Source organism: Pseudomonas sp. Je.1.5.c (assembly GCF_051129895.1).
In the GTDB taxonomy this organism is placed as follows: Bacteria; Pseudomonadota; Gammaproteobacteria; order Pseudomonadales; family Pseudomonadaceae; genus Aquipseudomonas; species Aquipseudomonas urmiensis.
The window spans coordinates 109,768-134,784 of record NZ_JBCPSP010000004.1 but is presented as its reverse complement, the minus strand read 5'-3'; the positions used below and the strand labels follow the sequence as shown (position 1 = coordinate 134,784).

The 25,017-nt window shown below is 60.4% G+C and carries 25 protein-coding genes and 1 pseudogene; 24 read left to right on the top strand and 2 right to left on the bottom strand.

From position 1 onward, the window contains the following. The first annotated feature begins 2 nt into the window (after positions 1 to 2). The 7 genes from AAZU54_RS05420 (at position 3) to AAZU54_RS05390 (ending at position 6,042) form a co-directional block, all read left to right on the top strand. Positions 3 to 893, top strand: coding sequence for a ParA family protein (locus AAZU54_RS05420; RefSeq protein WP_434726728.1), 891 nt, complete (start codon positions 3 to 5; stop codon positions 891 to 893). Next, positions 893 to 2,431, top strand: a complete 1,539-nt coding sequence (locus tag AAZU54_RS05415; RefSeq protein WP_434726727.1) for a ParB family protein — start codon at positions 893 to 895, stop codon at positions 2,429 to 2,431. Before AAZU54_RS05420 ends, AAZU54_RS05415 begins: the two co-directional genes overlap by 1 nt. Positions 2,432 to 2,447: 16 nt before the next feature. Continuing rightward, the gene (locus AAZU54_RS05410) at positions 2,448 to 2,999 is read left to right on the top strand and encodes a DUF2857 domain-containing protein (protein ID WP_434726726.1); all 552 of its coding nucleotides are present in this window, start codon (positions 2,448 to 2,450) and stop codon (positions 2,997 to 2,999) included. Then, entirely contained in the window at positions 2,993 to 4,210 is a 1,218-nt protein-coding gene (locus tag AAZU54_RS05405) for an STY4528 family pathogenicity island replication protein (RefSeq protein WP_434726725.1), read from the top strand. The genes AAZU54_RS05410 and AAZU54_RS05405 overlap by 7 nt, the downstream gene beginning before the upstream one ends. 151 nt (positions 4,211 to 4,361) lie before the next feature. Further along, positions 4,362 to 5,117 (top strand): PFL_4669 family integrating conjugative element protein, encoded by a 756-nt coding sequence (locus AAZU54_RS05400; protein WP_434726724.1) that lies wholly within the window; start codon positions 4,362 to 4,364, stop codon positions 5,115 to 5,117. Further along, positions 5,114 to 5,608, top strand: a complete 495-nt coding sequence (locus tag AAZU54_RS05395) for a DUF3158 family protein (RefSeq protein ID WP_434726723.1) — start codon at positions 5,114 to 5,116, stop codon at positions 5,606 to 5,608. Before AAZU54_RS05400 ends, AAZU54_RS05395 begins: the two co-directional genes overlap by 4 nt. Positions 5,609 to 5,613: 5 nt before the next feature. Next, positions 5,614 to 6,042: a single-stranded DNA-binding protein gene (locus tag AAZU54_RS05390; RefSeq protein ID WP_064492701.1), complete on the top strand. Its 429-nt coding sequence runs from the start codon at positions 5,614 to 5,616 to the stop codon at positions 6,040 to 6,042. 93 nt (positions 6,043 to 6,135) lie between these two features. On the opposite strand, the gene AAZU54_RS05385 is transcribed toward AAZU54_RS05390, so the two are convergent. After that, complete coding sequence (locus AAZU54_RS05385) at positions 6,136 to 6,363, bottom strand: hypothetical protein (RefSeq protein ID WP_434726722.1); 228 nt, start codon at positions 6,361 to 6,363, stop codon at positions 6,136 to 6,138. A gap of 140 nt (positions 6,364 to 6,503) precedes the next feature. Between AAZU54_RS05385 and AAZU54_RS05380 the strand changes: the two genes are divergently transcribed. The 13 genes from AAZU54_RS05380 to AAZU54_RS05320 all read left to right on the top strand — a co-directional run bounded on the left by AAZU54_RS05380 (position 6,504) and on the right by AAZU54_RS05320 (position 17,753). Next, positions 6,504 to 6,848: a helix-turn-helix domain-containing protein gene (locus AAZU54_RS05380; protein ID WP_434726721.1), complete on the top strand. Its 345-nt coding sequence runs from the start codon at positions 6,504 to 6,506 to the stop codon at positions 6,846 to 6,848. Between the two features lie 97 nt (positions 6,849 to 6,945). Further along, the gene (locus AAZU54_RS05375) at positions 6,946 to 8,913 is read left to right on the top strand and encodes a DNA topoisomerase III (RefSeq protein WP_434726720.1); all 1,968 of its coding nucleotides are present in this window, start codon (positions 6,946 to 6,948) and stop codon (positions 8,911 to 8,913) included. A 742-nt stretch (positions 8,914 to 9,655) separates the two neighbouring features. After that, on the top strand, positions 9,656 to 10,189 hold the full coding sequence (locus tag AAZU54_RS05370) for an STY4534 family ICE replication protein (RefSeq protein ID WP_434726719.1): 534 nt from the start codon (positions 9,656 to 9,658) through the stop codon (positions 10,187 to 10,189). Between the two features lie 67 nt (positions 10,190 to 10,256). Further along, on the top strand, positions 10,257 to 10,514 hold the full coding sequence (locus AAZU54_RS05365) for a hypothetical protein (protein WP_053867982.1): 258 nt from the start codon (positions 10,257 to 10,259) through the stop codon (positions 10,512 to 10,514). 67 nt (positions 10,515 to 10,581) lie between these two features. Beyond that, the gene (locus tag AAZU54_RS05360) at positions 10,582 to 11,076 is read left to right on the top strand and encodes a JAB domain-containing protein (RefSeq protein WP_434726718.1); all 495 of its coding nucleotides are present in this window, start codon (positions 10,582 to 10,584) and stop codon (positions 11,074 to 11,076) included. A gap of 65 nt (positions 11,077 to 11,141) precedes the next feature. Continuing rightward, positions 11,142 to 11,858: a hypothetical protein gene (locus tag AAZU54_RS05355; protein WP_434726717.1), complete on the top strand. Its 717-nt coding sequence runs from the start codon at positions 11,142 to 11,144 to the stop codon at positions 11,856 to 11,858. Positions 11,859 to 11,988: 130 nt separating this feature from the next. Further along, positions 11,989 to 12,504, top strand: a complete 516-nt coding sequence (locus tag AAZU54_RS05350; RefSeq protein ID WP_434726716.1) for a PilL N-terminal domain-containing protein — start codon at positions 11,989 to 11,991, stop codon at positions 12,502 to 12,504. Beyond that, positions 12,501 to 13,172: a hypothetical protein gene (locus AAZU54_RS05345; protein WP_434726715.1), complete on the top strand. Its 672-nt coding sequence runs from the start codon at positions 12,501 to 12,503 to the stop codon at positions 13,170 to 13,172. Before AAZU54_RS05350 ends, AAZU54_RS05345 begins: the two co-directional genes overlap by 4 nt. 10 nt (positions 13,173 to 13,182) lie before the next feature. Further along, positions 13,183 to 13,902, top strand: coding sequence for a TIGR03759 family integrating conjugative element protein (locus tag AAZU54_RS05340; protein WP_434726714.1), 720 nt, complete (start codon positions 13,183 to 13,185; stop codon positions 13,900 to 13,902). Beyond that, on the top strand, positions 13,884 to 14,438 hold the full coding sequence (locus AAZU54_RS05335; protein WP_286901132.1) for a transglycosylase: 555 nt from the start codon (positions 13,884 to 13,886) through the stop codon (positions 14,436 to 14,438). Before AAZU54_RS05340 ends, AAZU54_RS05335 begins: the two co-directional genes overlap by 19 nt. Beyond that, positions 14,435 to 14,854 (top strand): integrating conjugative element protein, encoded by a 420-nt coding sequence (locus AAZU54_RS05330; protein ID WP_434726713.1) that lies wholly within the window; start codon positions 14,435 to 14,437, stop codon positions 14,852 to 14,854. The genes AAZU54_RS05335 and AAZU54_RS05330 overlap by 4 nt, the downstream gene beginning before the upstream one ends. A gap of 9 nt (positions 14,855 to 14,863) precedes the next feature. Continuing rightward, positions 14,864 to 16,990 carry a type IV conjugative transfer system coupling protein TraD gene (gene traD / locus AAZU54_RS05325; protein ID WP_434726712.1) on the top strand — a complete coding sequence of 709 codons (2,127 nt, stop codon included), beginning with the start codon at positions 14,864 to 14,866 and terminating at the stop codon, positions 16,988 to 16,990. Positions 16,991 to 17,024: 34 nt separating this feature from the next. Beyond that, complete coding sequence (locus tag AAZU54_RS05320; protein ID WP_434726711.1) at positions 17,025 to 17,753, top strand: TIGR03747 family integrating conjugative element membrane protein; 729 nt, start codon at positions 17,025 to 17,027, stop codon at positions 17,751 to 17,753. Positions 17,754 to 17,945: 192 nt separating this feature from the next. Here AAZU54_RS05320 and AAZU54_RS05315 read toward each other — a convergent pair whose 3' ends face one another. Beyond that, positions 17,946 to 19,382 (bottom strand): IS1182 family transposase, encoded by a 1,437-nt coding sequence (locus tag AAZU54_RS05315; protein WP_434726710.1) that lies wholly within the window; start codon positions 19,380 to 19,382, stop codon positions 17,946 to 17,948. Positions 19,383 to 19,746: 364 nt separating this feature from the next. On the opposite strand from AAZU54_RS05315, the pseudogene AAZU54_RS05310 reads away from it, so the two are divergent. From AAZU54_RS05310 to AAZU54_RS05295, 4 genes and pseudogenes are all read left to right on the top strand, one after another. Then, a pseudogene (locus tag AAZU54_RS05310) lies at positions 19,747 to 19,926 on the top strand (flavin reductase family protein); the annotation flags it as partial. 285 nt (positions 19,927 to 20,211) lie between these two features. Next, complete coding sequence (locus AAZU54_RS05305) at positions 20,212 to 20,673, top strand: GIY-YIG nuclease family protein (RefSeq protein ID WP_434726709.1); 462 nt, start codon at positions 20,212 to 20,214, stop codon at positions 20,671 to 20,673. Between the two features lie 416 nt (positions 20,674 to 21,089). Next, positions 21,090 to 23,009 (top strand): ATP-dependent nuclease, encoded by a 1,920-nt coding sequence (locus AAZU54_RS05300; RefSeq protein WP_434726708.1) that lies wholly within the window; start codon positions 21,090 to 21,092, stop codon positions 23,007 to 23,009. Then, the gene (locus tag AAZU54_RS05295) at positions 23,006 to 24,916 is read left to right on the top strand and encodes a UvrD-helicase domain-containing protein (protein ID WP_182375172.1); all 1,911 of its coding nucleotides are present in this window, start codon (positions 23,006 to 23,008) and stop codon (positions 24,914 to 24,916) included. Before AAZU54_RS05300 ends, AAZU54_RS05295 begins: the two co-directional genes overlap by 4 nt. Positions 24,917 to 25,017 lie beyond the last annotated feature (101 nt).

The following is a 25,017-nucleotide window of genomic DNA, read 5'->3' as shown; positions in this document are numbered from 1 at the left end:
CCATGAACGTCCTCTCGCTGATCTCGACCAAGGGCGGCGCGGGCAAGACCACTATCGCCGCCAACCTGGGCGGTGTGCTCGCGGATGCCGGCCTCCGCGTCCTGCTGCTGGACTTGGACAGCCAACCGACACTGTCCAGCTACTTCGCCCTGGAAGAGCCCAGGGAGGCTGGCAGCTATGAACTCATTGCCCAGCGGATGACGGCGCCCGACCTTGTGATCTCTACCACCGTGATCCAGCACCTCGACCTAATCGTCTCGAATGATCGCGCCGGACACATCAGCACGCTGCTGCTCCACGCGGCCGATGGCCGTCTGCGCCTGCGCAACCTGCTGCCCGCCTTCGAAGATCACTATGATGTGGTGATCATCGATACCCAAGGCGCGCGCAGCGTGGTCGTGGAGATGGTCATTCTCGCCTCTGACTGTGCATTGTGTCCGGTGCCACCGGAAATGCTTGCCGCGCGCGAGCTGCGCCGGGGCACGCTGGGCCTGGTTGAAGAGATGGAGCCCTACCGCTACTTGGGCGTTGCCCTGCCGTCGGTAAAGTTGCTGCTCAACCAAGTCAACGCCAATCGCCGCGATACGCGCTTGATTATGCAGAGCCTGCAAGCCTCTTTCCGGGCTGATCCTCATGTCGGTATCTGCAGCATGGTGATCCCCGACCGCGTGGCCTATCCCAATGCTGCCTCACTCGGTCTACCTGTGCATCGCGTGGAGGCCTCTGCTCCGCACGGCAGTCGTAGTCCCTGCGCCGCTGAGGTGATGCGCGGCTTAGCCAGCGAGCTGTTTCCGCAATGGGCTGAGCAGATCGGTGGTCTCGCCACGCCTACGCCTTGCCACCCGGCCACTGCCGAGCGCAGGATCCGTCGCGGCGGATCGGAGGATGAGTGATGAAGCCGCCGACCTCCGAACACATTTCGCGTCAACTGCAGCAAGCGCACTTTCCGCAAACCTATAGCCGTGACCTCGCAGCGGCCCCCGCCGGCGACACACCGATGGTGGTCAGCCTTGAGCAACTGCGGCCATACGAGCTAAACCCGCGTGTGGTTCGCAACCCGTTGTATGACGACATCAAGGCCTCGATCCGCGAGCGCGGCCTCGATCAACCACCCTCCATTACCCGCCGTCCCAATGAAGCGCACTTCATCATTCGCAACGGCGGTAACACCCGTCTGAGCATTCTTAACGAGCTGTGGCAGGAAACGCGCGAAGAGCGGTTCTTCCGTATCCATTGCCTGTTCCGCCCTTGGCAATCGGAAGCGCATGCCTTACTTGGGCACCTGGCCGAGAGTGACCTGCACGGCCAGTTGACGTTTATCGAGCGGGCCCTCGCGGTCGCGAAGCTGCAGGATATGTTTCAGCACGCCGATACCCACCTCACCCAGCGCGAGCTCGCAACGCGCTTGAGTGAAGGTGGCTATCCCATCTCGCAGTCACACATCAGCCGCATGTTCGACGCGCTCGAGCACCTGCTACCCGTTATCCCGCAGGTGCTGTACGCGGGGTTGGGCAAACCCGCCATCGGACGCCTCATCAGCTTGCGACGACGGGCGGAGGCGATCTGGAACCAGTACCTCGGCAGCCCCGACCAGTTCCCGCTGCTGTGGTTTGAAGTGCTGTCAGCGTTCGACGGTGAAAAGCCCGAGCTGGATCAGGGTGAGCTGCAGGACGAATTGATTGCCAGGATGGCAGTGAGCCTGGAGCAGACACCTCGGCTACTGGCTCTAGAGCTGCACCAGGGGCATCGTCCTTCACGGCCTCCAGCGGACAGCACCCATGTCCCTCCAAACAATCCAGCTGGCGAGCCTCCAGTACCGCCGTCGATACCGGAACATCCACCGGAGACGTCGACTGCGGGGTCAAAGCCTGAGCCAGAGCAAGCTGGTGAAACTCAACTGCCGCAGCAAGCTCCACGCTTACCCGGAATACGCCAGGCGCTGGGTGACGAGCCGTTGCCAAACAAGCCTCTGGAAGAATTCAAGGATGCTCGGATTCTGGTCGGCGCGGCACCACCAGCCCCAGCGTCACTGTACACAAGCAGCACCCTACGCGCGAGCTGCGCCGCCCTGGCCGCCGAACTTGCCGTCTACGCTGACGCTGGCGACATGGTCAGTCCGCTCGCGGACGACTTGGGCTTCACCCTTTCACCGGAGCATGGCGAGCGTTTCAACCCCCGGCAAACCGGTATCCAGCTGCTGCTCTCGGCCTTGCTACGCCTGCAGGACGACGTCACCTGGAAGGAACGCCAGCAGTTGCCGGCAGCGCTGTTTGGTCAGTTGCTGACCGGCGTCTACGACCTGCCTTTCACCGACCGCCCAGCCCTGACGGTGGGCCTTGAACGACTGCCTGATGCTCAGCTGGAGCAGCTGTTCACGCTGATTCGCCACGCCCGGCAGTTGATCGAACTGACGCTGTCGTCCACTCGATAACGTGAGGAGCCACCTGATGAGCACGACTTTCAATCTGTTGAACCATGCCATGTTGAACCAGGTGCTGCATGAGCTGCGTCATGGCCGCTTACAGCGCTGCAAGGCCCTGGGTCTGGCCGATGAGGACATCGAGGTGCTGCAGTCACTGCCGCCGGCCACCTTGTCTCACCTGGCGCACTCGTCGATCGCCTGGGTCGAAGTGAAGGTCGACATCACCGTGTTGCGCCGCCTGATCCTCCAGGCCGAGCGCGACGAACAGAGCGATCGCTTGATAAATCGTGCGCTCAAGCTCGGTGCGAGCTCCAACATCATGTACCGCTGCTTCGGCCTGGACCATTCGGAAACCGCGTTGCGCCGCCGTGTGCTGAAGATCGAGACGCACCGCGGTCGGCCGGTCCAGCTCAGTGAAGCGCAGGAGCATGCGGTGTGGAATCGCTGGAGCCAGTTGCGCACAGAGGATCCGGACAACGATCCGCTGGACACCATGATGATGCTGGCCGAGGAGCAACACATCAGCCTGACCCTAGTCTGGCAACAGGTCGAACTGTACGGAGGCACACCATGCTGAGCTTCTACGAGGTAGACTGGCAAGACGTGGTGCGTCAATGCTACGGCGCCCTTCGGCTCCGAAATGAATGGTACGCGGCGCGGGGGAAATTGGCTGTCTCTGCCGAGGAACCTGCGGTGCGGACGATCTATTACGGCGACAACAACCCGCTGCCGCAGACCTTGCTGCTTGACCACCGACTGACGCCACTGGAGCGCAATACCTGGCAGGTATTACACTGGCTGATCACCGAGCGTAAGGTCAAGACGCCACGGTACCAAGACCTGCAGCCCTACCTGGCGACCAGTCCCTGCGGCGCTCAGGCTTCCCGCGAAACCATCGCCCGAGCACTCAATGTCTTGCGCACCACTCGCTGGCTCAGCCTGGTGGAACGCTCACGTGATGCCAACGGTTGCCTGCGTGGGTGCGTCTACGTGCTGCACGGCGATCCGTTGACCGCAGCCGAGCAACTGGAGCTGGACAGCGACTATGCGGCGCTGCTGCGCCAGAACCTCTCACATGCCACCAAAGGTGTCCGAGACGTGACGCAGCATGTGATCGCGGAAATCCAGGCGGACCCGCAGGTGGCCCAGCTTGACAAGGACAGGCTCGGATCACTGCCGCCAGCCCAACAGCAAACGCTGCCGTTGATCAGCGAAGCAGCAGATTCACAGAGTTCCGAACCTAGTGCACATAGCCCCGTTCGGAATTATTCGGCTGGCGCAACCAATCCCGAACCCTGCGGCAATGCATCGGATTTGCCTGTGGTTCGGAATACCGACGCTGGCTGTACAGTACAGAAAAACCAAAGCAAAAAAAGTACGGTACTGGGGCAGGTGGAGTTCGGTCGAGCACGGTGGCCCGAAGATTTACCGCTGAACCCGAACGAGCGGCGCATGGCCTCCCAGGCAATGCGTCAGCTCGAACCGGAGCAGCAACAAGCGGTGATCAATGAAGCAGCGGTGCGCTGCGCCCGCGGTGAGATCCGAAAACCCGTCGCCTATCTGATGGGCTTGATCAAGCGCGCCTGCCAAGGCGAATTCACCCTGTGGGCCGCCCGTGCCGAGCAAGAGAAATCCTCAAACCCTCCTTCACGCCCAGCGAAGCCTGTGCCGGAGGAATCACCCCGCGAACGACCGAAGCGCAGCGGTCAGCGCACCGCCTCGCCACTTGCCCTCTCCTGCCTGGAGGAACTGAAACAACGTTGCCGGGGCATCACTGCAGCGACATAGGGCTGGAACTCGGTGGATTTAATGCCTATGCCATCGTTTCCAGGGACATCCACTCTCGGGAAAATGCGAGCAATCCACCTTCAGGTTGATCCGCATCGCCAGCCAAAGATCGGCCCATCGTCGGCGTCATTCCGACGGCGAGGTACTGGCGATGGTCGATCACTACCAACTCAACCTGGGCTCCCTGCGCAGCAGCATCACCCTGACCCTGCACACCCACCATGCGGCGCGGCTGTGGCAGGGGCGCAGCGGTCGCGATGGGGTACATCCGATCCTGGGCATGCCCGGTTACATCAGCGTCACCAACCTGCTCAAGCACGCCAGCAGCCAGGGTGATCCTTACGCGGACTGGTTCATGCTGCAACTGGAGGAAAAGCTGCTGCAGGCCAGGCTCGACATGGCCACGCTGACGCAGCAAATGAGCCGAGTGGAACGGGCTCTGCCCACGCAAGTCGATGTCGGCGACAACCTCAACATCCATCCCGTCACCCTGCCGCTGTTCATTGGCAGCCAGCTGGGCTTTCTCGCGATCTACCTGCTTACCGACTACGACACCTTGGTCCGGCGAGTGCTGCTTGCCCACCACACGGCGCTGATCGGCCGGGGCGACATGGAGTCCTGGATCGATGGCGGTGCGCATCTGCTGCGCAGCCTGTTTGGTCTGGCGCAGCGCTACCGCCTGGCCGGGGTGAGTCGGGACGACATGGCCGCCAACAATGCCCGTGCCCGTGAGGCCATCGACAAGTTCGGCATCCTGCCGCAGGACATTCTCGAAGGAACGCGTCGCTCCCAGTTCGCCCCACCGATCGCCCGTAGCCACGCGCGTTCCGAGCTCGAAAGCCCGAATCCGCCGGAAGCCGAGGAGCAGCCCACAGCCGAAACCCCGAACGACGGGGGTGAGGCATGACCCTGGCCGAAGCCATTGCCCGGCGTTTGTCAGCAGATGCCTATCGCGAGTTCGCACAGGGTGCCTCCCTAAAAGGCCTTTTAAAGCCTTTTAAGGGTAAGGGGGAACTGCAGCAGTTCGCCAATACGATCCTGCGCCTACGCACCCAGGTCGCCGAGTTGATGGCGGTGATGCTGGCGATCATGGCCCAGCCACCCTTCTCGTTGCTGGAGCTGCGCCTGGTCGTCCAGCACAGCGCGACGGGCACCGATTTCCTACGCTGGCGCAGCCCGGATTTTCTGCGCATGGGCGTGCAGGTGTGGCAGGAGACGGTGGTACAGCCTCGCCTACACCCGGAACTGCGGCAGGCGTTGTACCAGCTGGAGACCAACCGTGTGGTGCTGAACCTGCAGATGAGCAGCCTGCAGTCGCTGTATCGCCAGGCCATCACTGGTGCAAGCAAGCTCGAGGCTGCCGAGCTCACCCTTACCCGTTTCCCCACCGAGGAGTAACCCGCATGAGTACTTTGTTTGTTGGTGAAGGCAATATCGGCAGCGTTCCGGAGTATCAGGAGTTCAACACCAACCCCGATGAGCCGCGGCGATTGCTGCGGCTGAATGTCTATTTCGACAACCCGGTACCGCGTGAAGGCGGCTACGAGGATCGCGGCGGCTATTGGGCACCCGTAGAGCTGTGGAACCGCGACGCCGAACACTGGGCCACGCTGTACCAGAAGGGTATGCGCGTCCTGGTCGAGGGGCGCACGGTCAAGGAGGAGTGGGAAGACAGCGAGGACAACGCGCGCGTGACGTTCAAGGTGGAGGCGCGGCGCATCGGTATTCTGCCGCACCGCCTGGCCTCGGTAACCATGCGCGAGAAAGCCAGCGATAACGCCAGCACTTCGCGCAAGGGAGGTGGCAAGAAAGCACCACGCAAGTCCGGATAATTGCGTGGTACTCAATGGAATCGCCGCCTGCAGCGCGATATCACTGGAACCATGCAGGCAGCTCAGCGGGCAACACTGGGTGCTGCCGTTGGTTCATCCTCGCCGGGCACTCCTGCGCCGCTCATGTTCCAACATTTGCTTCACTTCCGCCAGGCACTGGTCAAGGGCAAGGAATGCCCGCCAGTGCAGCGGACTCTCCTGAACCCAGGCAATCAGCTGGGCGCGTGCCTGATCCTTGCCCGGTTCCAGATGGGTGGCCATGAACAGCTCATAAGCCTTGATCGCTAACGCATCCGCCTCAATCTGGTGGGTTCCGTGCAAGTTGCAGCCTCCGTCGTGACGGGTAAGTTATGCGCCTATTTTCGGTGTTACGCCTCATAGGGCTGTTAGTCAGCCTTTTGGGTCGTTCATATCCTTGAGGTGCTGTTCGACCATATAGGTCGAATCGGAGAGCGCCCCCATTGCCCATCAAAGAGCCTAGCCCACATCACATTGGTCGCCAGCTGGCGAAGTATCGTCGTGCCCGGCATTTGACCCAGGCGCAGGTCGGCGAGCACCTGCAGATCTCCGGCGAAGCGGTATCGCGCTTGGAGCGAGGCTTCGCTGAGCTCTCGGTGTCCAAGCTGCTGCAATTGGCCGACTTGTACGGCTGTCCTGCAGACGAGCTACTCCTGGCGATCAGCCCTCGGCCGCAGGACTTGGGCGTGCAGATAAACTCCATTATCAAGGAGCTCAATGAGGCCGATAAGCAGTTCGCCCTGGAGTTCCTGAAAGCGCTGGCGAAACACCTCGCGCAACGCAAGTAATACCCGCCAGTCGATATGAACGCGGCACCTTCAGCTTTATCCTGGCGCTTCGCGACCATTTCCCCACCCTGTCGGTACCCACCGAGAGGACCCGTGTATGCGCCTGTTCATCTGCGAGAAGCCATCCCAAGCCCGCGACATCGCCCGGGTGCTGCAGGCCAGCCGCAGCGGTGATGGCTGCTTGAAGGGCCAGAACCTTACCGTCACCTGGTGCGTCGGCCATCTGCTGGAAACCGCACCGCCTGAAACCTATGGCGATTACAAACGCTGGTCGCTGGACGATCTGCCGATCATTCCCAGCCGCTGGCAATTGGTGGCCAAGCCCAAGGTCGCTGGCCAGCTCAAGGTGATTAGCCAGCTGTTACATACATGCAGCGAAGTGGTGATCGCCACCGACGCCGACCGCGAGGGCGAGATGATTGCCCGGGAGGTTCTCGAGCGCTGTCAGTACCAGGGGCCGATTTTGCGCCTGTGGCTTTCCGCGCTGGATGAAGCGTCGATCCGTCGAGCCTTGGGCGCCTTGCGTCCGGGACAGCAGACCCTGCCGCTGTACCACTGTGCCCTCGCCCGCTCCCGTGCCGATTGGCTGGTCGGCATCAACCTGAGCCGGCTGTTCACCCTACTCGGTCGCCGCGCCGGTTTCGATGGCCTGCTACCAGTGGGGCGCGTGCAGACGCCCACCCTGCGCTTGGTGGTCGAGCGCGACCGAGCGATCGCGAGCTTTGTGACGCAGCCATTCTGGACCGTCGATGCGCACCTGGAACAGGACGGGATCCTTTTTCACGCGCGCTGGCAGCCCCCGGCCGAGGTCAGCGATACGGTTGGACGCTGTATCGACGAAACCGCCGCGCAGAAGGCGCTCAGGCGCCTCACCCAAGCCCGCAACGCGCAGATCGACAGCGTCGAGGTCGAGCGCGTGCGTGAAGGTCCACCGCTGCCATTCGACCTGGGTACACTGCAGGAGATTTGCTCGGCCAAGCTCGGGCTCGGTGCACAGGAGACCCTAGCCATCGCCCAGGCCCTGTATGAAACCCACAAGGCAACGACCTACCCGCGTAGCGACTGCGGCTATTTGCCGGAGAGCATGCTCGATGAGGTTCCAGGCGTGCTCCAGGCCCTGGTCGGCGCCGCGCCTACGTTGGGGGCGGTTCTCAAGGAAGTTGACCCCAGCCGCCGCTCACGCGCCTGGAACAGCAGCAAGATCACTGCGCACCACGGCATCATTCCTACTGCTGTAACCCTGGATTTGGCGCAGCTGTCCGAGCGCGAGCGGGCGGTTTACACGCTGATTCGCGCTCGCTATCTCGCGCAGTTCATGCCCGAGCATGAGTACCTGAAAACCCAGGCACTGCTGCACAATCAGGCAGACCAACTGGCGGCGCGCGGTAAACAGATCCTGGTCCGCGGCTGGAAGGCAGTGATCAACGAGGCCGATGGTAACGAGCCGGCCGAACAGGCGCAGCGATTGCCGACGTTGCGTGACTCCGCGACGGTGGCGCTGATCGACGCCACGCTCAACGCACAGCGCACACAACCGCCCAAGGCGTATACCGAAGGCACGCTGGTCAAAGCGATGAAGACCATCGCCAACCAGGTGGCCGATCCGCGCCTGAAGCAGAAGCTCAAGGACAGCTGCGGACTCGGTACCGAGGCCACCCGCGCAGCCATCATCCAGGGCCTGATCGACCACGGTTACCTGACCAAGACGAAACGCAGCCTGGCCGCCTCAGCCGCAGCGCATACCTTAATCGAAGCGGTGCCGCCAGAAGTAGCCGACCCGGTCATGACCGCGCTGTGGGAGCAGGCGCTAGACCGCATCGAATCGGGCCAGCTGAGCGTCGAGACCTTTCTCGCCAAACAGGCAGAATGGCTGACTCGACTGGTGCGCAGTAGGGCCACGCTCACCCTGCGGCCGCCCCCCAGCAAAGGGCCGTTATGCCCGGTTTGCCGCAGCGCCATGCGCCAGCGCAAAGGTCGCACCGGCACCTTCTGGTCGTGCATCCGCTACCCCGAGTGCAAGGGCACCAAACCGGTGGCAAAAACCAAGCGGGCGAAAAACGCATGACTTGACGGCACACCGCAGCGCTGGTGTAGTGATCTGGCCCCTCGCCGCTTGGCGACCAAGACCGATTCGCTCCGGGTGGCTCGGTCAGACTCCTAGAGTTCGGAGCCACACTTCAGCGCATCCGCGGATGACTTCTCAGCGTTCCAAGTCTTCCAGGTGGATGACCCGTGCGGCTTGTACCAGGCCATAGGGGTCATCCGCTTCGGCGACGATGCTCAGCTCCGGTGCCCGCCGGCGAAACACTGGGCACCTTTTGTGCGCGGATGCGTGCCAGTTGATTCCGACCCAGGCCACGACAAGGGTCGGTTGATCCAGGTGGATCGGCAGTGGAGCTCTGCGACGGACTCCGGTGTCACATCGCCGGGTCAAGGGTGGTCCAACTCCTCCTAGCCTGATGACCGTCGGGCTATTTTTTCGCCGCCGAGATTCCACCGAAAGCCACCCAATTCCGCGCGTTCAGACCGCCTGAAGATCACGGTTGACGGGCCTTTTGCGGCGTTTTATAGATGGGCTGCACACCGCTGTCGTTGACAGCACCCCAGGTAGCCAGGACCTTCAAGGCTACGCCCACTTCGGGTGGTTCTCCCCCAAAGTGCGACTCGCGCTCGGCAGCTCGCACGGTCACCGCCCCATCGGTGATGAGCGCCTGCTCGACCGATCATGTGTTTGCACCTCCCCTTGCGGAACTCACCAGCCGCCAGGGCCGGTGGATGTCCGCGTTCTGCTGAACAGGAGCTCCATCATGACTACTGCAAGCAATAACGCCCCCACCACCTACTTCAACCTGCACACCCAAGGCATCGGTTACCTCAACCGTGTTCGCGAAGTCCCGGTTCGCCGCGGCCAAGCGTTCATGGCCTGTGACATCGCTGCCCTGCACGGTGCCTCGGACGACGTCGAGTACACCCGCTTCGACTGCAAGGTCGCCAGCGGAGAAGCCGACCGGCTGATCCGTGAACACCTGGAAGACGTCCGCGCTGAACGCAAGGTCCTCATCGCGTTTCGCATCGGCGACATCTGGGTCGATCCGTTCATGTTCGAGAAAGGCGAACGCAAGGGGCAACCCGGCGCCAGCCTCAAAGGCCGACTGATCTTCATCGAGTGGATCAAGGTCGACGGCCAGTTCAGCTACCGTGCGCCGGCTCGGACCGACGCTGCCGCCGCCTCTGAGGCAGCTGAAGAAGCAGAGTCGGAACAAGCGGACGGTGAGGCTGACCAAGGCCAGCCAACCCCACCCGTTGCATGTAAATCCACAGCCGCTCGCCAATCTGCCTAAGGCAGCTTGGCCGCCCGCAGCAGGCGCTCTTATGAGCGCCTGTTGTTCCTTTATGTCGGAGGTCGCCATGGAAAGCTTCTGGCTCTGCGAGGACTGCCTGCAGGCGGTCGCCTACGACGACTTCAGCGGGCTGTCGCTGTACTACAGCGAGGCTGAAGTCGAGCAACGCATCACCCACATGCGCACCCAACTGCAAGCCCTGCTACCCCTGAGCGCCGATTTCGATCCGCAGACCGGCGCCGGTATCGAGGCCTTCTCCACGCAACCGTGCGAGGGCTGCCAAAGCCCGCTGCACGGCACTCGACATCGCTTTACGCGCCTTTGATCACACACCTAAACCAGCCTGGGGCACGCCCTCAGGGGGGCGCTCCATCTCTCACGAGGAATTGCCCATGAACACCGCCTTGAACCTGGTTGACCCGCTCGATTCGGTACTGGCCCAACGCGCCCGTGAGGATGCGCTGATCACCGAGGCCCTGCAGTTGCTGGACCAGCGTCACTTCCAGCGCGGCGAGGTGCTGATAACCCCCGCCGATGCTGCAGCCTACTTGAAACTGCAACTTGCCCCCTACCACCACGAGGTGTTCGCCCTGCTCTGCCTCGACTCGCGCCACCGTGTGCTGAGCTTCGACATCCTGTTCACCGGCAGCATTGACGGTGCCTCCGTGTATCCACGCCAAGTGGTCATCAAGGCACTCGAACACAATGCCGCCGCAGTGATCTTCAGCCACAACCACCCCTCCGGCTGCTCGGAACCGAGCGGCGCCGATCGGGTGCTCACCAGCCGCCTGACCGAGGCTTTGGCCCTGGTCGAGGTACGCGTCCTGGACCACATCATCGTCGGCGAAGGCATCCCGCTTTCGTTGGCCGAGTACGGCTGGATGTGACAGCCCACCTTGCCTTTGAGGTCACCGCCCGTTCGGGGTGGCCTCGGCGCTTTCGGAGAATCACCATGCACCCTTCCCTGCCCAATCCGTTTCTTCGCGGTTTCCAAGACCTGCGCTATGAGCGTGTCCTGCAGATCAGCTATGCCGACGATTGCCCACCGTGCTACCGCGCGCTGCACCCGGCTCAGAACGAGCTGCCCGATGAGGCTATCAGCCTGCAGCCGTGCCTGTTCGATGACGACGTCGCGGTGATCACCGACGGCGTGTGCGTACCCGAGTTTCTGCGCATGCGCTGCCCGGCCGACGGTCTGGTGAACACGGTGCTCTACCAGATCATGGGCAATCAGCTCGGACGCCCGATGCATGTCGGCGACCTCGGCAATGTCGAGGCGGCGCAACACCTGGTCGAACAACTGTCCTTCAGCACCGGGCACTACAGTCGCAGTTGGGAAATCAGCAGCGCCCACCTGCCCGCAGACGACTTCGAGTACCTGCAGGTGCGCGCTTGGTGCAATTCACCGGCGGGCTTCTTCGAGTGCTTCGAACTCAACGCCAGCCATGCCGTCGGCTGCAAACTCTATTCGACGCCTTGGGCAACAGAAGCTGAAGCCCGGGACAGCACCTGCAGCGCCGACGAGGTCAGTGCGCGGATGCTCGCTGACCGTGTCCCCCCAGTGTTACTCAAGCTGCTCCTACTGGCAGGCCAGGCGGACATCCGCCTGCTGATCTTTGACCCTGACGCGGCACCGCTCTCGCAGCTACCGCTATTCACCGAAGAATGACCAAGGCGCCCTCCCGGGCGCCTTTTTTGTGGGGGCCGACTGAAAAGCTAGCTCGCCAGATTCGGTTTTCCAGTGGGGACTCGCCTCGCGCCTTCGCCATGGTATCGGCAACATTTGTCGAGACCCGGTCATGCACACATCCCTACTTTCCACCCTCGGACTGATGATCGCCCTGGCGGGCTGCAGCACGCCGCCACCGCCTCCGGCCTCGGCTCCCGCAGCACCTCCCGCATTGCCGGCGGCATCGCTTAAGCCGAAAACCCCACTTCCGGCCTGGGTGCGCCAAGACCGCTACACCCTGGTCACTACACGACCGACGCTGGAGCAGCGCCAGCCGCTGTATCAATTGGTCAACGTGCAGATCGCGCCAGCTCTGAACGCCACCGTCGGTGAAGCCCTGCGTCACGTGCTGAAACGCTCGGGCTACGCGCTGTGTGCCGATAGCGCAGCGGTGGATCGCTTGTTCCGTCGCCCTCTGCCCGCAGTACAGCACCAGCTCGGACCGATCTCGCTGCTGGACGCCTTAACCATCATCGGCGCCCCGGCCTGGCGACTCGACATCGATCCGGTCGATCGGACCGTGTGCTATGCCCTGCGCGTGCCGTCGCCCACTCCCCCCTTCTCGACTCTGGAGCTCACCCCATGAAGGTCCTCCATTTTCAGGCCTTGGTGGTCGGTGCCCTGTGCCTGGGCGCCGCCGTGCTCGCCGCCGAGGCCTACAACCATCATCAACAACTGGCCGAGCTCCAGGCTGACGCCCGCAATGCTCCAGCCGATCCAGCGCCGGCCCTGCGCCGTGATATCGATGCATTGGGTGCCAGGCTTACTACGCTGCAGCCGCAGGTCGTGGCGTTGGGCGAGGCGCAAGGTCGACACACTGCGGCGCAGGCCGCGCTCGGCCAGCAGCAGGATGAACTGGCCGTCTCGCTCAAGGCGCTCGAGGCGGCACTGCCAGGTCCAAGCAGCAGCGATCTGACGGCACTGGAACGACGGCTGGCTGCGGCAGAGGCCAAGCTCGAGAAACTGTCGACCCGTCCTTCTGTGCCTGCGGCCGCCAACACCCAGCCAAAGGCCTCCACGGATGGAAAAGCCAAGGCCAAGGCGCTGACACCGCCCTTCACCCTGCTGGGTATCGAGACTCGAGGTGACGTCAGGTTTGTGGCAGCCCTGCCCGCGGGTGCGCATTCGCTGACGACCGTGCACCTGCTGCAGCCCGGCGACAGCTTGAACAGCTGGCAGCTGCGCGCGATCCGCGCGGACCAGGTGGTGTTCCATGTCGCAGGGCATGGCGACCACACACTGCCCCTGCCGTGAAGAGGTGCGTATGGCTCGGTTCTCCATTCTCTCGCTTATCCTGGTTCCCAGCTGCCTGTTCGCAGGACTGGCGTTGAGCGCGCCAAAGCTTGTCGACTCGGCTCCGCAGTTCAGCGAACAGACGCCACTGGGTCGGCAGGCATCTGACGCAACTCGGGCAAAGGCCTGGGGGCTGACGGCGGTTGAGTGGGGCAAGTTCGAGCGCCTGCAGGCTGGCCCCCGCCACTACTGGTCGCCGCAGCTCGACCCACTCACCACCCTCGGGGTGGAAGCCGACTCGGACCAGGAACGGCAACGCTACGCCGAGCTGCAGGTCCGTCTCGAAGCCAAACGCGCCGAGCGCGAACTGGCCTACCAAAAAGCCTATACCGCCGCCTGGGCGCGACTGTTCCCGGGAATGCTGCCCGTGGAGGCCATAGCCGACAATCCAGAAGCTACCCCTGCCGACCGCTTTGCCCTGTTTGTGGAGGAACGCTGCCCGCCCTGCGTCTCCTACACCCAGCAATGGCTGCAAGGCGGCGCGCACCTCGATGTGTACCTGGTCGGCAGCCAGGGTGATGACGGACGTCTACGCCAATGGGCGCGGGGCGCCGGCATTACCTCCGCCCAGGTCAGAAGTGGCCAGGTCACCCTCAACCATGACCGCGGCCGCTGGTTCGCCCTGGGCGCCAGCCGCCCCTTGCCGGCGCGCTACCAGCAGGTGGACGGGAAATGGCAGCGCATCGACTGATCCTGGCGCTGGCCTTGACCGGCTCCACGGCCATTCACGCGGACGCGCTACCGCCGCCTGCGTATCAACTGGCCGCCGCACGCGCCGGCATCCCGGCGTCCGTGCTGTTCGCCATCGCCCTGCAGGAGAGCGGTACGCCACTACGAGGTCACCTCATGCCCTGGCCCTGGACCCTGAATATCGCGGGCACACCGCTGCGTTTCGCCCGCCGTGATGAGGCGTGTGCCGCCCTCAAACAGGCACTGGCCCGCCACGATCCCAAGCGCATTGATGTCGGGTTGGGCCAGACCAACATCGGCTACCACCCGGACCGCTACCACAGCGCCTGCGAGGCTCTTGATCCGCGCGCCAACCTGGCTGTGACTGCCGAGCTGCTGCGCGCCCACTACGCCGACAGCGGTGACTGGGTCGTGGCGGCGGGCCGCTATCACCGGCCTGCTGGAGGGGCGCCTGCAGCGCGCTACCGCCGACAGTTCAGCCAGCACTGGCAGCGTATCCAGGCGGTAGTGGCATCTCCGCGAGGGCTACAGCCATGAACCGTCTGTGCTGGGTAACGCTGTGTACTTGCCTGTGGTGGACGGGTGGTGCGCTCCCGGCCCCAAGCCAACTGCCCGATCCCCGAGCGCTGAATTGGGCCCTGCCCGTGCACAGCACACGCCTATCACCCGGTGCCGTGCCGCCAAGGTCGTTGAAGCTGCCCGGGTTCACGCCGCTGTTCCTGGTCGGGCACGACGCCGCATCTCTGGAATGGTTGGCCCAGTATGCTCAGAGGCTGCAGAACCTGGGCGCCAGCGGTCTGGCCGTTGAAGTTGCCGACGTCCAGGCGCTGCGACGTATCCAGGCGACAGCCCCGGGACTGGACATCTGGCCGGTGAGTGGCGACGACATCGCCGAACGCCTGGAGCTGCAGCACTACCCGGTGCTGATCACGCCCACCGGCCTGGAACAGTGAGGGCTCATCATGGGCGAGCATACGATGGAGTCCCTGCTACGCCCTGCGGTGGAGCTGTACACCGTGGGCATCTGCGCCGGTGCCGGCGCCCTGTGCCTGCACTCGCCCTGGGCGGTAGCCCTGTCGCCCGAGGTTGGGGCAGGCATGGCCCTGGCCTATACCGCATTCGGCCTGAAGCGGCTTAACGAGGCACGGATCGTCCTGCGCTACCGGCGCAACATACGCCGCCTGCCGCGCTATTCGCTAACCAGTCGCCAGATTCCGGTGAGCGGCAAGCGCCTGTTCATGGGCCGCGGCTTTCGCTGGACCCGCCTGCACACCCAGCGTCTGCTCGAGGCGCAGGACCCGGCGCTGGCCCGCTACGTCAATCAATCGACTGCCCACCAGTGGGCGCGGCGAATGGAGCAACTGCTAGAAAAAGCCCCACCCGGTCTGTCGCTGCTGCCCCACCTGACCGCCTGGGACAGCCCATTAAACCCCGTTCGCCCGCTGCCACCGGTGGGTGGCTCGCCACTACTGCATGGCGTCGAGCCGAAGGAACAAGAAGCCAGCTTACCGCTGGGCGAACGCGTCGGGCACACCTTGGTGCTGGGCACCACCCGGGTCGGCAAGACGCGCCTGGCCGAGGTCTACATCACCCAGGACATCCACCGTTCCAGCCAGGAGGTGGTCATCGTCTTCGACCCCAAGGGTGATGCCGACCTGCTCAAGCGCATGTACGTGGAAGCACGCCGCGCCGGGCGCGAGCATGAGTTCTACGTGTTCCACTTGGGCTGGCCAGAGATCTCCGCCCGCTACAACGCCATCGGCCGCTTCGGCCGCATTTCCGAAGTCGCCACTCGCATCGCTGGCCAGCTCAGCGGCGAAGGCAACTCTGCGGCGTTTCGCGAGTTTGCCTGGCGCTTCGTCAACATCATCGCCCGGGCCCTGATCGAGCTCGGCCGGCGCCCCGACTACCTGCAAATCCAGCGGCACGTGGTCAACATCGATGCGCTGTTCATCGAATACGCCCAGCACTTCTTCGCCCGCCATGATCCGCAGGCCTGGGAAGCGATCGTGCAAATCGAGGGTCGCTTGAACGAGAAGAACATCCCGCGGCACATGATCGGCAGGGAAAAGCGCGTGGTCGCCATCGAACAGTACTTGACCGCCAAGCGCATCTTCGACCCAGTCATGGACGGTCTGCGTTCGGCCGTGCGCTACGACCGCACCTACTTCGACAAAATCGTGGCTTCACTGCTGCCGTTGCTGGAAAAACTTACCAGCGGCAAGACAGCGCAACTGCTCGCCCCCAACTACACCGACCTTGACGATCCGCGGCCGATCTTCGACTGGCTGCAGGTCATCCGTAAACGCGGCATCGTCTACGTCGGTCTAGACGCGCTGTCCGATGCTGAGGTGGCGGCTGCTGTCGGCAATTCGATGTTCGCCGACCTGGTCTCCGTCGCTGGCCACATCTACAAACACGGTATCGACCACGGCCTGCCAGGCTCCTCCAGCGCTGCGGACAAAGTGCCCATCAACCTGCACGCCGATGAGTTCAACGAGCTGATGGGCGACGAGTTCATTCCGCTGATCAACAAGGGTGGTGGTGCCGGTATTCAGGTCACCGCCTATACCCAGACCTTGAGCGACATCGAGGCGCGGATCGGCAACCGGGCCAAGGCCGGTCAGGTCATCGGCAACTTCAACACCCTGCAGATGCTGCGGGTACGGGAGACCGCCACCGCCGAACTGCTGACCAACCAGTTGCCCAAGGTCAACGTGCAGACACGCACCCTGGTCTCCGGCGCGACGGACACCGCCGATCCTGATGCCCGTACTGACTTCACCTCCTCCTCGCAAGACCGAGTCACCACCACCGCCGTGCCACTGATCGAACCCGCACACATCATCGCCTTGCCCAAGGGGCAGATGTTCTCGTTCCAGGAAGGTGGGCAACTGTGGAAAGTACGCATGCCGCTACCGAAGCCGGCTAGCGACGATGCGATGCCGGCGGATCTCCAGACCCTGGCTGCGCGCATGCGCGAGTCCTACAACGTCAATGCGGGGAGTTGGTGGAGCAGCGCTGGCGGTGCACCGACGATCGATTTCGATCCCGAGATGCCTCCTCCCGGGCGCAGACACACCCCGTAAGCGCGCCGTCAGCAACCGAGTATGCGGAGCCCGTATGCCTACCACCCCAGCCAGCTCACCTCCTCCACAGCGAAGTCCGGGGCTCATTATCGGCATGCTCGAGCTGTGTCTGCGACTGCTCGGCCTGCTGTTCGCTTCGCTGATCTTCTCCATCGTGCTGGAGTTCGTGGGCATGCTATGGTTTTGGCCCGAGCAGGGCTGGCATCACAGCCAAGCCATGTGGCTGAGTGAGCTCGGCTGGCTCAGCAACCACTTCAAAAACTCGCTGCTGGTGCATGAACCGGCACAAGCGACGGCCAAGGTACTCGAACACCTGAACGACTGGGTCGTAGTGCGCACCGGATGGGCGCATTCCGATACCCAGCTGAGATTGCTCAGCCGAGAACCTTCAAAGCAGGGGGAGTTCGCGCAGGTCTACGTTTTGACGCAGGACTACCTACTAGCGGCCCTGTTCACTACTTTCACCTTCGTGGTGCGACTGGCCGTACTCACACTATCTATGCCTCTGTTCCTGCTCGCGGTGATCACCGGCGCGATCGATGGTTTGATGCGTCGCGACCTGCGCAAGTTTGGAGCGGGCCGGGAGAGCAGCTTTGTCTACCATCGAGCGAAGCGGTTGTTGCTGCCGCTGATGGTAAGCCCTTGGGTGATCTACCTCACCCTGCCCTTATCGGTGAATCCCATTTGGGTCCTACTGCCATGCGCTGCAGTGCTTGGATGGATGGTGGCAATTACGGCTGCGACTTTCAAAAAATACCTTTGACCGTCCGCTATCGACCCAGGCTGTGTGAAAACGCAAGTAAGTACGTCGAGGAGCGAAAGAAGCTGGGTCAGCCTGTAAATTCAGCAGATCTAAGTGCAGGTCTCACTCAGTCGGGCGCCAGGCGCTGCCTGTGCTATCTGGGCCGCGGCAGCGGCCCAGATAGCCGTATACGGACGCATAAAACGCTTGGACTCATGTCCTGATCGCTTCAATCAGCCCAGCGATGCCAAAGATGCTCATCATTCGTTTGAGATTGTAGGCAAACACGTGAAGGCTCATTTCGGTGCTTACCCTCGGCAGAGTTTTGGTCAGGAAGTGAGTGCTTCCCATCCAGTATTTGAGCGTTCCGAAGGGATGCTCCACCGTCTGCCGGCGAACCTTCATCTTTCCTGGGTCATGCTGCAATCGGATCTGCACCGCTTCAACTACCGCTTCGTGCTCCCAGCGCTTTAGCCGGCGTTCCTTACCCGTCGTACACTGCTTCTGCATAGAGCAACTTTGGCAGCCAGAGAACCAGTAGGAGTGCAGCAACATGCCGTCTTCCACTGAAGAATGCCTGCGGGTCAGTAGCTGATCCGCTGGGCATCTGTATTCATCCGTTGTAGCAATGTAGATGAAGTCCTGCTTGCCGAATCGGCCTTCCGCTTTGCTGCTTGATGTCAGCGGCTTCGGGACAAAAGTGGTGATCCCGGCCTGCTCGCAAGCAAGGATCTCCGGACCTTTGTAATAGCCTCGGTCGGCGACCACTGTCAGCGACTCAGCGCCGATCTCTTCACGCGCCTGATTCGCCATATTGCTCAGCTGCGTTCGGTCATTGCCAACATTGGTGACTTCATGAGCAATGATCAGATGGTGTTTGTCATCGACTGCTGTTTGTACGTTGTAGCCAACCGTGCCAGTACCTCGGCCACTCGTGGCCATTGAGCGTGCATCAGGATCGGTAAGAGAGATTTGCTGATCTGGGCTGGCGCGAAGCTGCGCTTCAATGTCCTTGAGCTTCGTCATCTGCTGTTTCAGCTTTTCTATTTTTTCGCTCAACCGTTCAGTCTTAGCCTCGGCGACCTCGGGCGCTGCCCGATCCGCCGAATCCATCGCCGCCAGATAGCGGTCAATGCTCTGCTCGATCTGCTGCATGCGCGCCTTGATCTTGCCCTGGGTAAAGTTGCGGTCGCGGTTATTTACGGCTTTGAATTTGCTGCCGTCGATGGCAATGATCGACTGGGAAAAAAGATTGAGGTTGCGGCAAAGCACTACGAATTGCCGGCAGACGCTGCGAATGGCTTTGCCGTTGTCTCGGCGAAAGTCGGAAATCGTTTTGAAGTCAGGCGCCAACCGGCCCGCTAACCACATCAGCTCGACATTGCGCGCTGCCTCGCGTTCAAGCCGGCGGCTGGACTGAATCCGATTGAGGTAGCCATAGATGTAGATTTTTAGCAGGACTGCTGGATGGTAGGCCGGACGCCCCGTTGCAGCCGGATCGACACCCTCGAACCCGAGTGCTCCGAGGTCGAGTTCATCGACGAAAACGTCGACCACCCGAACTGGGTTTTCTTCGGTGATGTAATCATCCAGGCACTCCGGCAGCAGCGTGACTTGCGTCCGGGCTTCACCTTCAATGAACCGTTTCATGATCGTCCCCGCCACGATCTCGACGATCAGAAGGTTAGACAATCGCAGGTGTTTTCACACAGCCTGGGTAGATTGCAGCCGTTCGCGACTGACTGCTATCGACACCCATAGCCGCCGGTGAGCCGAACATCAATCTTTGTGGGAGCGGGTTTACCCGCGAACACCGGCACAGCCGGTGCCATCCACCGCGGCGCCTGCTTCGCGGGTAAACCCGCTCCCACAGAGTCCGCGTCGCGCTGTAGTTCAGCACCCGCAATGGATCGATTCCTGCCGGTCAAGACGTACCCGTGCGCTGGTCACGTCCGATGCAAATGGCTGGTCAAGTCGAATGCAAATAGGTCGTCAACTCAGTGCAATTACCCAGCCGCTGAGCAATCCGGTCATTGCTGGCAGCCCGCATTGGCTGGAATGCGAGATTCACGCGAGCATGTTGCAGGCGACCATGTGATCGTTATCGGTGAAGTGAAGGCGTTGAACCTTCAGGAAACCACTGCTGAATTTCAAAGGGCAATATTGCAACCTCGGCGAGCCTGCCGTGATTTGAGCGTGAAGGTTCAGCCGTGAATAAAGACGCCCGGTGTTTCCGTAGGGCGTCTTTTTCACTCCTTCGCGTGGCGGGATCTGGTTGCCTGCCTCGATCGCGCCAAACGAGTTCTCAATCAAAGCGAAAGCTCACTGCTCTCAAAAATCGAAGGTCAGTCCCGCATAACCGTATATCCTATTTAGATGTCCGCATAACCTGGGTCGCCGTTTAGCGGGCACGAGCAGAAAAAAACTCAAAGTTTTCATAATGAGCTATAATGAGCGACTCACCAACTAAAAGCAAATCATGTTCATGATAACACTTCCTGGCAGCTGGATATATATACTGCTTAGCTCTTCGGATTACACTCGCTGCAAGATAGGTCGAACTGATGGAAATCCTTTAATAAGGTTCAGGAATCTTAGAACTGGCGATCCCAATCTAGGGTTGCACGTAGCATACTATGTACCCAAAAGATTGGCTCCAATCTCAAAGATTGAGTCGAGCATTCACTATGATTTTAAAGACTATAGAATCACCAATCACGAGGACACAAATTCTGAATGGTTTAGGGTCGATTTTGAGCAAGCAGAAATGTATATAGACTATCTGCTAGAAGAGCTTTTGGATCACCGGCTTTCAAATCAAGTAGATATCCACCTAGACATTCCAACAAAGATGTATGAGTCAGATCTAAGGGATATTTATGAACCTGACCCTCATGACCGAAGCTTTGCAGAATGGATTATAAAAAATACTGGAGATTAACTGTAGTCAAAAATTTCGATGCGTGTTCGTGTGTGTTAACTACATTTAATTTCCCATAAGATCAGCCCTTCGACACGACCGCATTTTTACGACTTCGCCTACGATCTATGCAATATAGAGGCAATTTTGACTCTGTTGCACTGTGTGAACACGCATAGCTACTATGCGGTCGTTGATGTTTTTCAGCGACCTGAAAAACGAACGTCCATTCGTAGCGCACCTAAAGACCGCCCGTCCAGGCGGTTTTTTTGTGGCTGGCTTTCAGGCTCTCATTCGTTGCTCCGTAATGGCCTCCTGCTACTAAATTACCCTTCCGACGCGCTTGCTCCCGTGATAAAAGCCATTTACAGCACACAGAGTGCACGGAGTGCGTTACGCCATCCGGGACAGGCTTTCCAACAGGACGGAGAAGCAAGATGCATTTGAAGCGGATCAGGGCGTCGAATTTTAGGGCGTTTGGCGATGGTACGGCGGCGCCAGCACTTGATTGGGAGCTCGCCCCCGGCCTCAACATCCTTGTTGGGGAAAACGATTCAGGCAAGACCTCGGTAGTTGATGCGATCCGCTACGTGCTCTGGACAACCAGCTATGAGTTCGTCCGCCTCTTCGAAACAGATTTTCACATCAAGGGTAAGACCCGAGCCTGTTCTTTGTTCATTGAGGCCACCCTTGTGGACCTCGACCCGGCGCAAGAGGCTTCCGTTCTCGAATGGATGACCCACGAAGCGGACGGGTCTCATAGCTTGGTCGTCTATCTGCAAGCGCGTTGGATACCACCCAAGGCCAACAAGCGTGGGCGAGTCGAGGCAATCACCTGCTCAGGTCCGAATGGCACGGGGCCCGAGATTGGTACGGCGGTTCGTGAACTCATCCGGGCCACCTACTTGCGTCCCCTTCGAGATGCCGAAGCCGAGCTACGCCCGGGTCGTCAATCTCGCTTATCGCAAATTCTGGGCGCTCATAAGCGTATTGATGGGCAGGAGAAAAATGACTTCGACGTCGCTGCTCCAGCTACCGTCCCCAGCAACCTGGTAGGGTTGATGGCGTTTGCTCAGCACCATCTGGGCGAGCATCAGGTCATCAAGGATGTTCAGGACGACGTCAATGACAACTACCTGAACAAGTTTGCGTTTGCTGGCGATGCCCTGTCCTCACGTATCCAGATCGCTCCGGAGCTGGGCCTGCAGCCCATTCTGGAGCGTTTTGAGTTGGCGCTGCTGCCATCCTCCACCATCGATCCAGGTGAGCGATGCATTCGCGGGCTCGGCTATAACAACGCTCTGTTCATGGCAACTGAACTGGTTCTTCTGCGTGACGGTGAGGAGCTCGGATTACTGTTGATCGAGGAGCCTGAGGCCCATCTCCACCCGCAGTTGCAGGAGCGCGTTCAGCAGCTTCTGGAGCGCACCGCCAAGGCAGTTGAGCAAGATAGCCGACCTGTTCAGATCGTGATGACCACCCACAGCCCATCTCTGGCGGCGGGCGCCGACATCGCGAGCCTCACCTTGGTGAACCGTGCTCAGCTGTTCAGCTTGGCTCACGGGAAGACCAAGCTGCTGAAAAGCGATTACGAGTTCTTGAGACGTTTTATTGATGCCACCAAAGCGAACCTGTTCTTCGCTCGCGGTGTTGCGATCGTAGAGGGGCCAGCAGAATCGCTACTTTTGCCCGCCTTGGCGGCGGCCGCAGGATACTCTTTCAACGAACACGGGATCTCTTGTGTAAACGTCGGCGGGGTTGGGCTTTATCACTACGCTCGAATCCTCCAGCCGAGTGATGGTTCGGCGACTCCCATTCCTGTCGCCTGCATCACGGATCGTGACATCGTTCCTGACGAGGCCACTTACGTATCCGCTCCCAAGAAAGGTAAGCGATTCGAAAAAGACTATACGCCGGAGGAGGCCGAGGCGTTGGTCAAGACAAAGATCGACCGTGCCCAGGGCGGCAGCACAATTGTCTGTGTCTCCAACAAATGGACATTCGAATACGATCTCGCCTTTTACGGATGCGACCGGTTGATGCATGACGCGATTCATCTGGCTAAGAAGGCAAACTCGAGGGGTGAACGGCTGACGGAGGAAGATGAGAAGAAAGCCATTGTCGAATCAGCAGCGTTCTGGGAAAAACTCTCGAATGCCGGGCATTCGAAAGCGGAGCTGGCGTCCATCATCTATCAACCGCTCGTAGAGAAAGAAGCATCAAAAGCCATCACCGCCCAATACGCGGCTCACCTGATTTCAACAGGCGATTATGGGAAAGGAGATGAGCTGTTCAACAATCTGCCGCCTTATCTACAGCAGGCGCTGCGTCATCTGACTGGTAGGACGGAGCCATGACCGTCCCTGTGATCGGCGCTGGAGATCTTGATGCTCTACACGACCTGACTCCCGACTTGAACTTCAATGATCACGAGCGGCGTACGGTGCTACTGGAGAACCAGTCTCGTGACATCAACGCCGCGCCAGGTAGTGGTAAGACCACAGTGCTTGCAGCGAAGCTGTTGATGCTAAGCCGCAGATGGACCTCAAGCCGCGCAGGTGTTTGTGTACTCAGTCATACAAATGTTGCCCGTGATGAAATTCAGCGCCGGTTAGGTACAAGCCATGACGGGAGTCGCCTACTCACGCATCCTCACTTCATAGGGACGATTCACGCCATGGTGAATCAGTTTCTGGCTCTGCCGTACCTGCGAAGCAAGGGGATGACCGTCGATGTGATCGACAACGACATCTTTGCCCGTCGAGCACTAGGTTTAGCCAATGCCAATTACAGCTTGCGGCGCTATATGGAAATGAACCCAGGTGTTGCGCCCATGCTAGAGGGGCTGGTCTACAAAGGATCATCTCTGGACCTAGCCAGTGAATCCGGCTCACTCCCCAAGCCAAGCGCGAAAACCTATCCGACAATTGTCGGTATCAAACAAACACTCGCCGCCGAGGGAGTTTTCCGGCACGCGGACATGTTCGCGTACGCGGAGTGCCTGTTAACTCAATTCCCCAAGGTTCGGGCCCAGCTATCCCGTAGGTTCCCTGTCGTCTTCATCGACGAAATGCAGGATACGTCCTGGGAGCAAGAGCGTTTGTTGCAGTTGATGTTCGACGACACCGTCATCATTCAGCGCTTCGGCGATATCAATCAGCGAATCCTAGGTAGTTCGGAAGGAGCGGAACACTTGACGTTCCCACGAGGCGACGCGCTGCCGATATCCTCCAGCAAACGCTTCGGTCCTCACATCGCTCAGTCCGTGTCCAGAACACAGCTGACGGGTGCCGCTGTAACTGGAGAGAGCGAAGACCGTCACGCCTCCATGTTGATCGTCTACAGCACCGAGCGTGTACAAGATGTGATCTCGACGTTTGGAGAGCATGTCTTAGACCGCTTCAGCGATACCGACCTGACCAAAGGGAAAGTCAAAGCTCTTTGCGCTCGGAAACAGGGCGATGCCGCAAAACAGATAGCTGGGCGTACCCTACTGGACTACTGGCCTGCTTCCACTGGCGACCAACTGCCTGGGCTCAAGCTTGTGCGATTTTGGGCACTTCTCGGTGGGTCAAAACCTGCCGTAAACGCATCGTTTTCATCACGATTTGAAGAGATCCGCAGAGCGTTATTTCTGGTGCTGCGCGCTGCCAAAGCGGAGATTGTCGAAGGCTTGAAAGCTGATCATCAGCTGATTCGCAAATTGCGCGATGCTGATAAGGACGTGTCGGCTTTCCGGTTGCTGATTCGTAATCTATGCATGGCAAACGTGGCGGAAGCAGATGAAGAAAGGCGCGTCCGTATCGTGAATACGCTTTACGTAAAGCTGCGCTCGCTGCTCCCAGATCATCTGACACTGCAGATGTTCACCGAGCTTCCGGTTTTTCAACGGCCAGCGCCCATGGCTATTCACGGGCTTCACCGATCGATTTGCTCAGTCGAAAAAAAAGGTCGCAGCTTAAACATTCACATCGGCACACTCGCCTCGATGAAAGGTGAAACGCACTTGGCAACCCTCGTCATGGAGTCTCTAGGTCATCCAAGTCGTCGTTTCGATCTGGAGCTCGCGCTGCCCATCATTGCAGGGATCGGTACTCGAGCTAAAAAAACGCCTGAGAGCCAGCTATCTCAGTACCGCAATCTGTATGTCGGAATGTCACGACCTACCAGTTTTCTTTGCCTGGCAGTCAACGCAGAACGGGTTTCAGAAGAGTGTAAAGCGGCGTTAGCTGCGCAAGGGTGGGTTATTACCCATCTGCTGTAGCCGAGCAATGGCGGATTTGTGGGAGGCGACCAACGATATTTAGACAGTTATCGTGCCGTTGTTTCCCTCGCGCCTCTAGCTGAGTAAATGTATGTACTTGA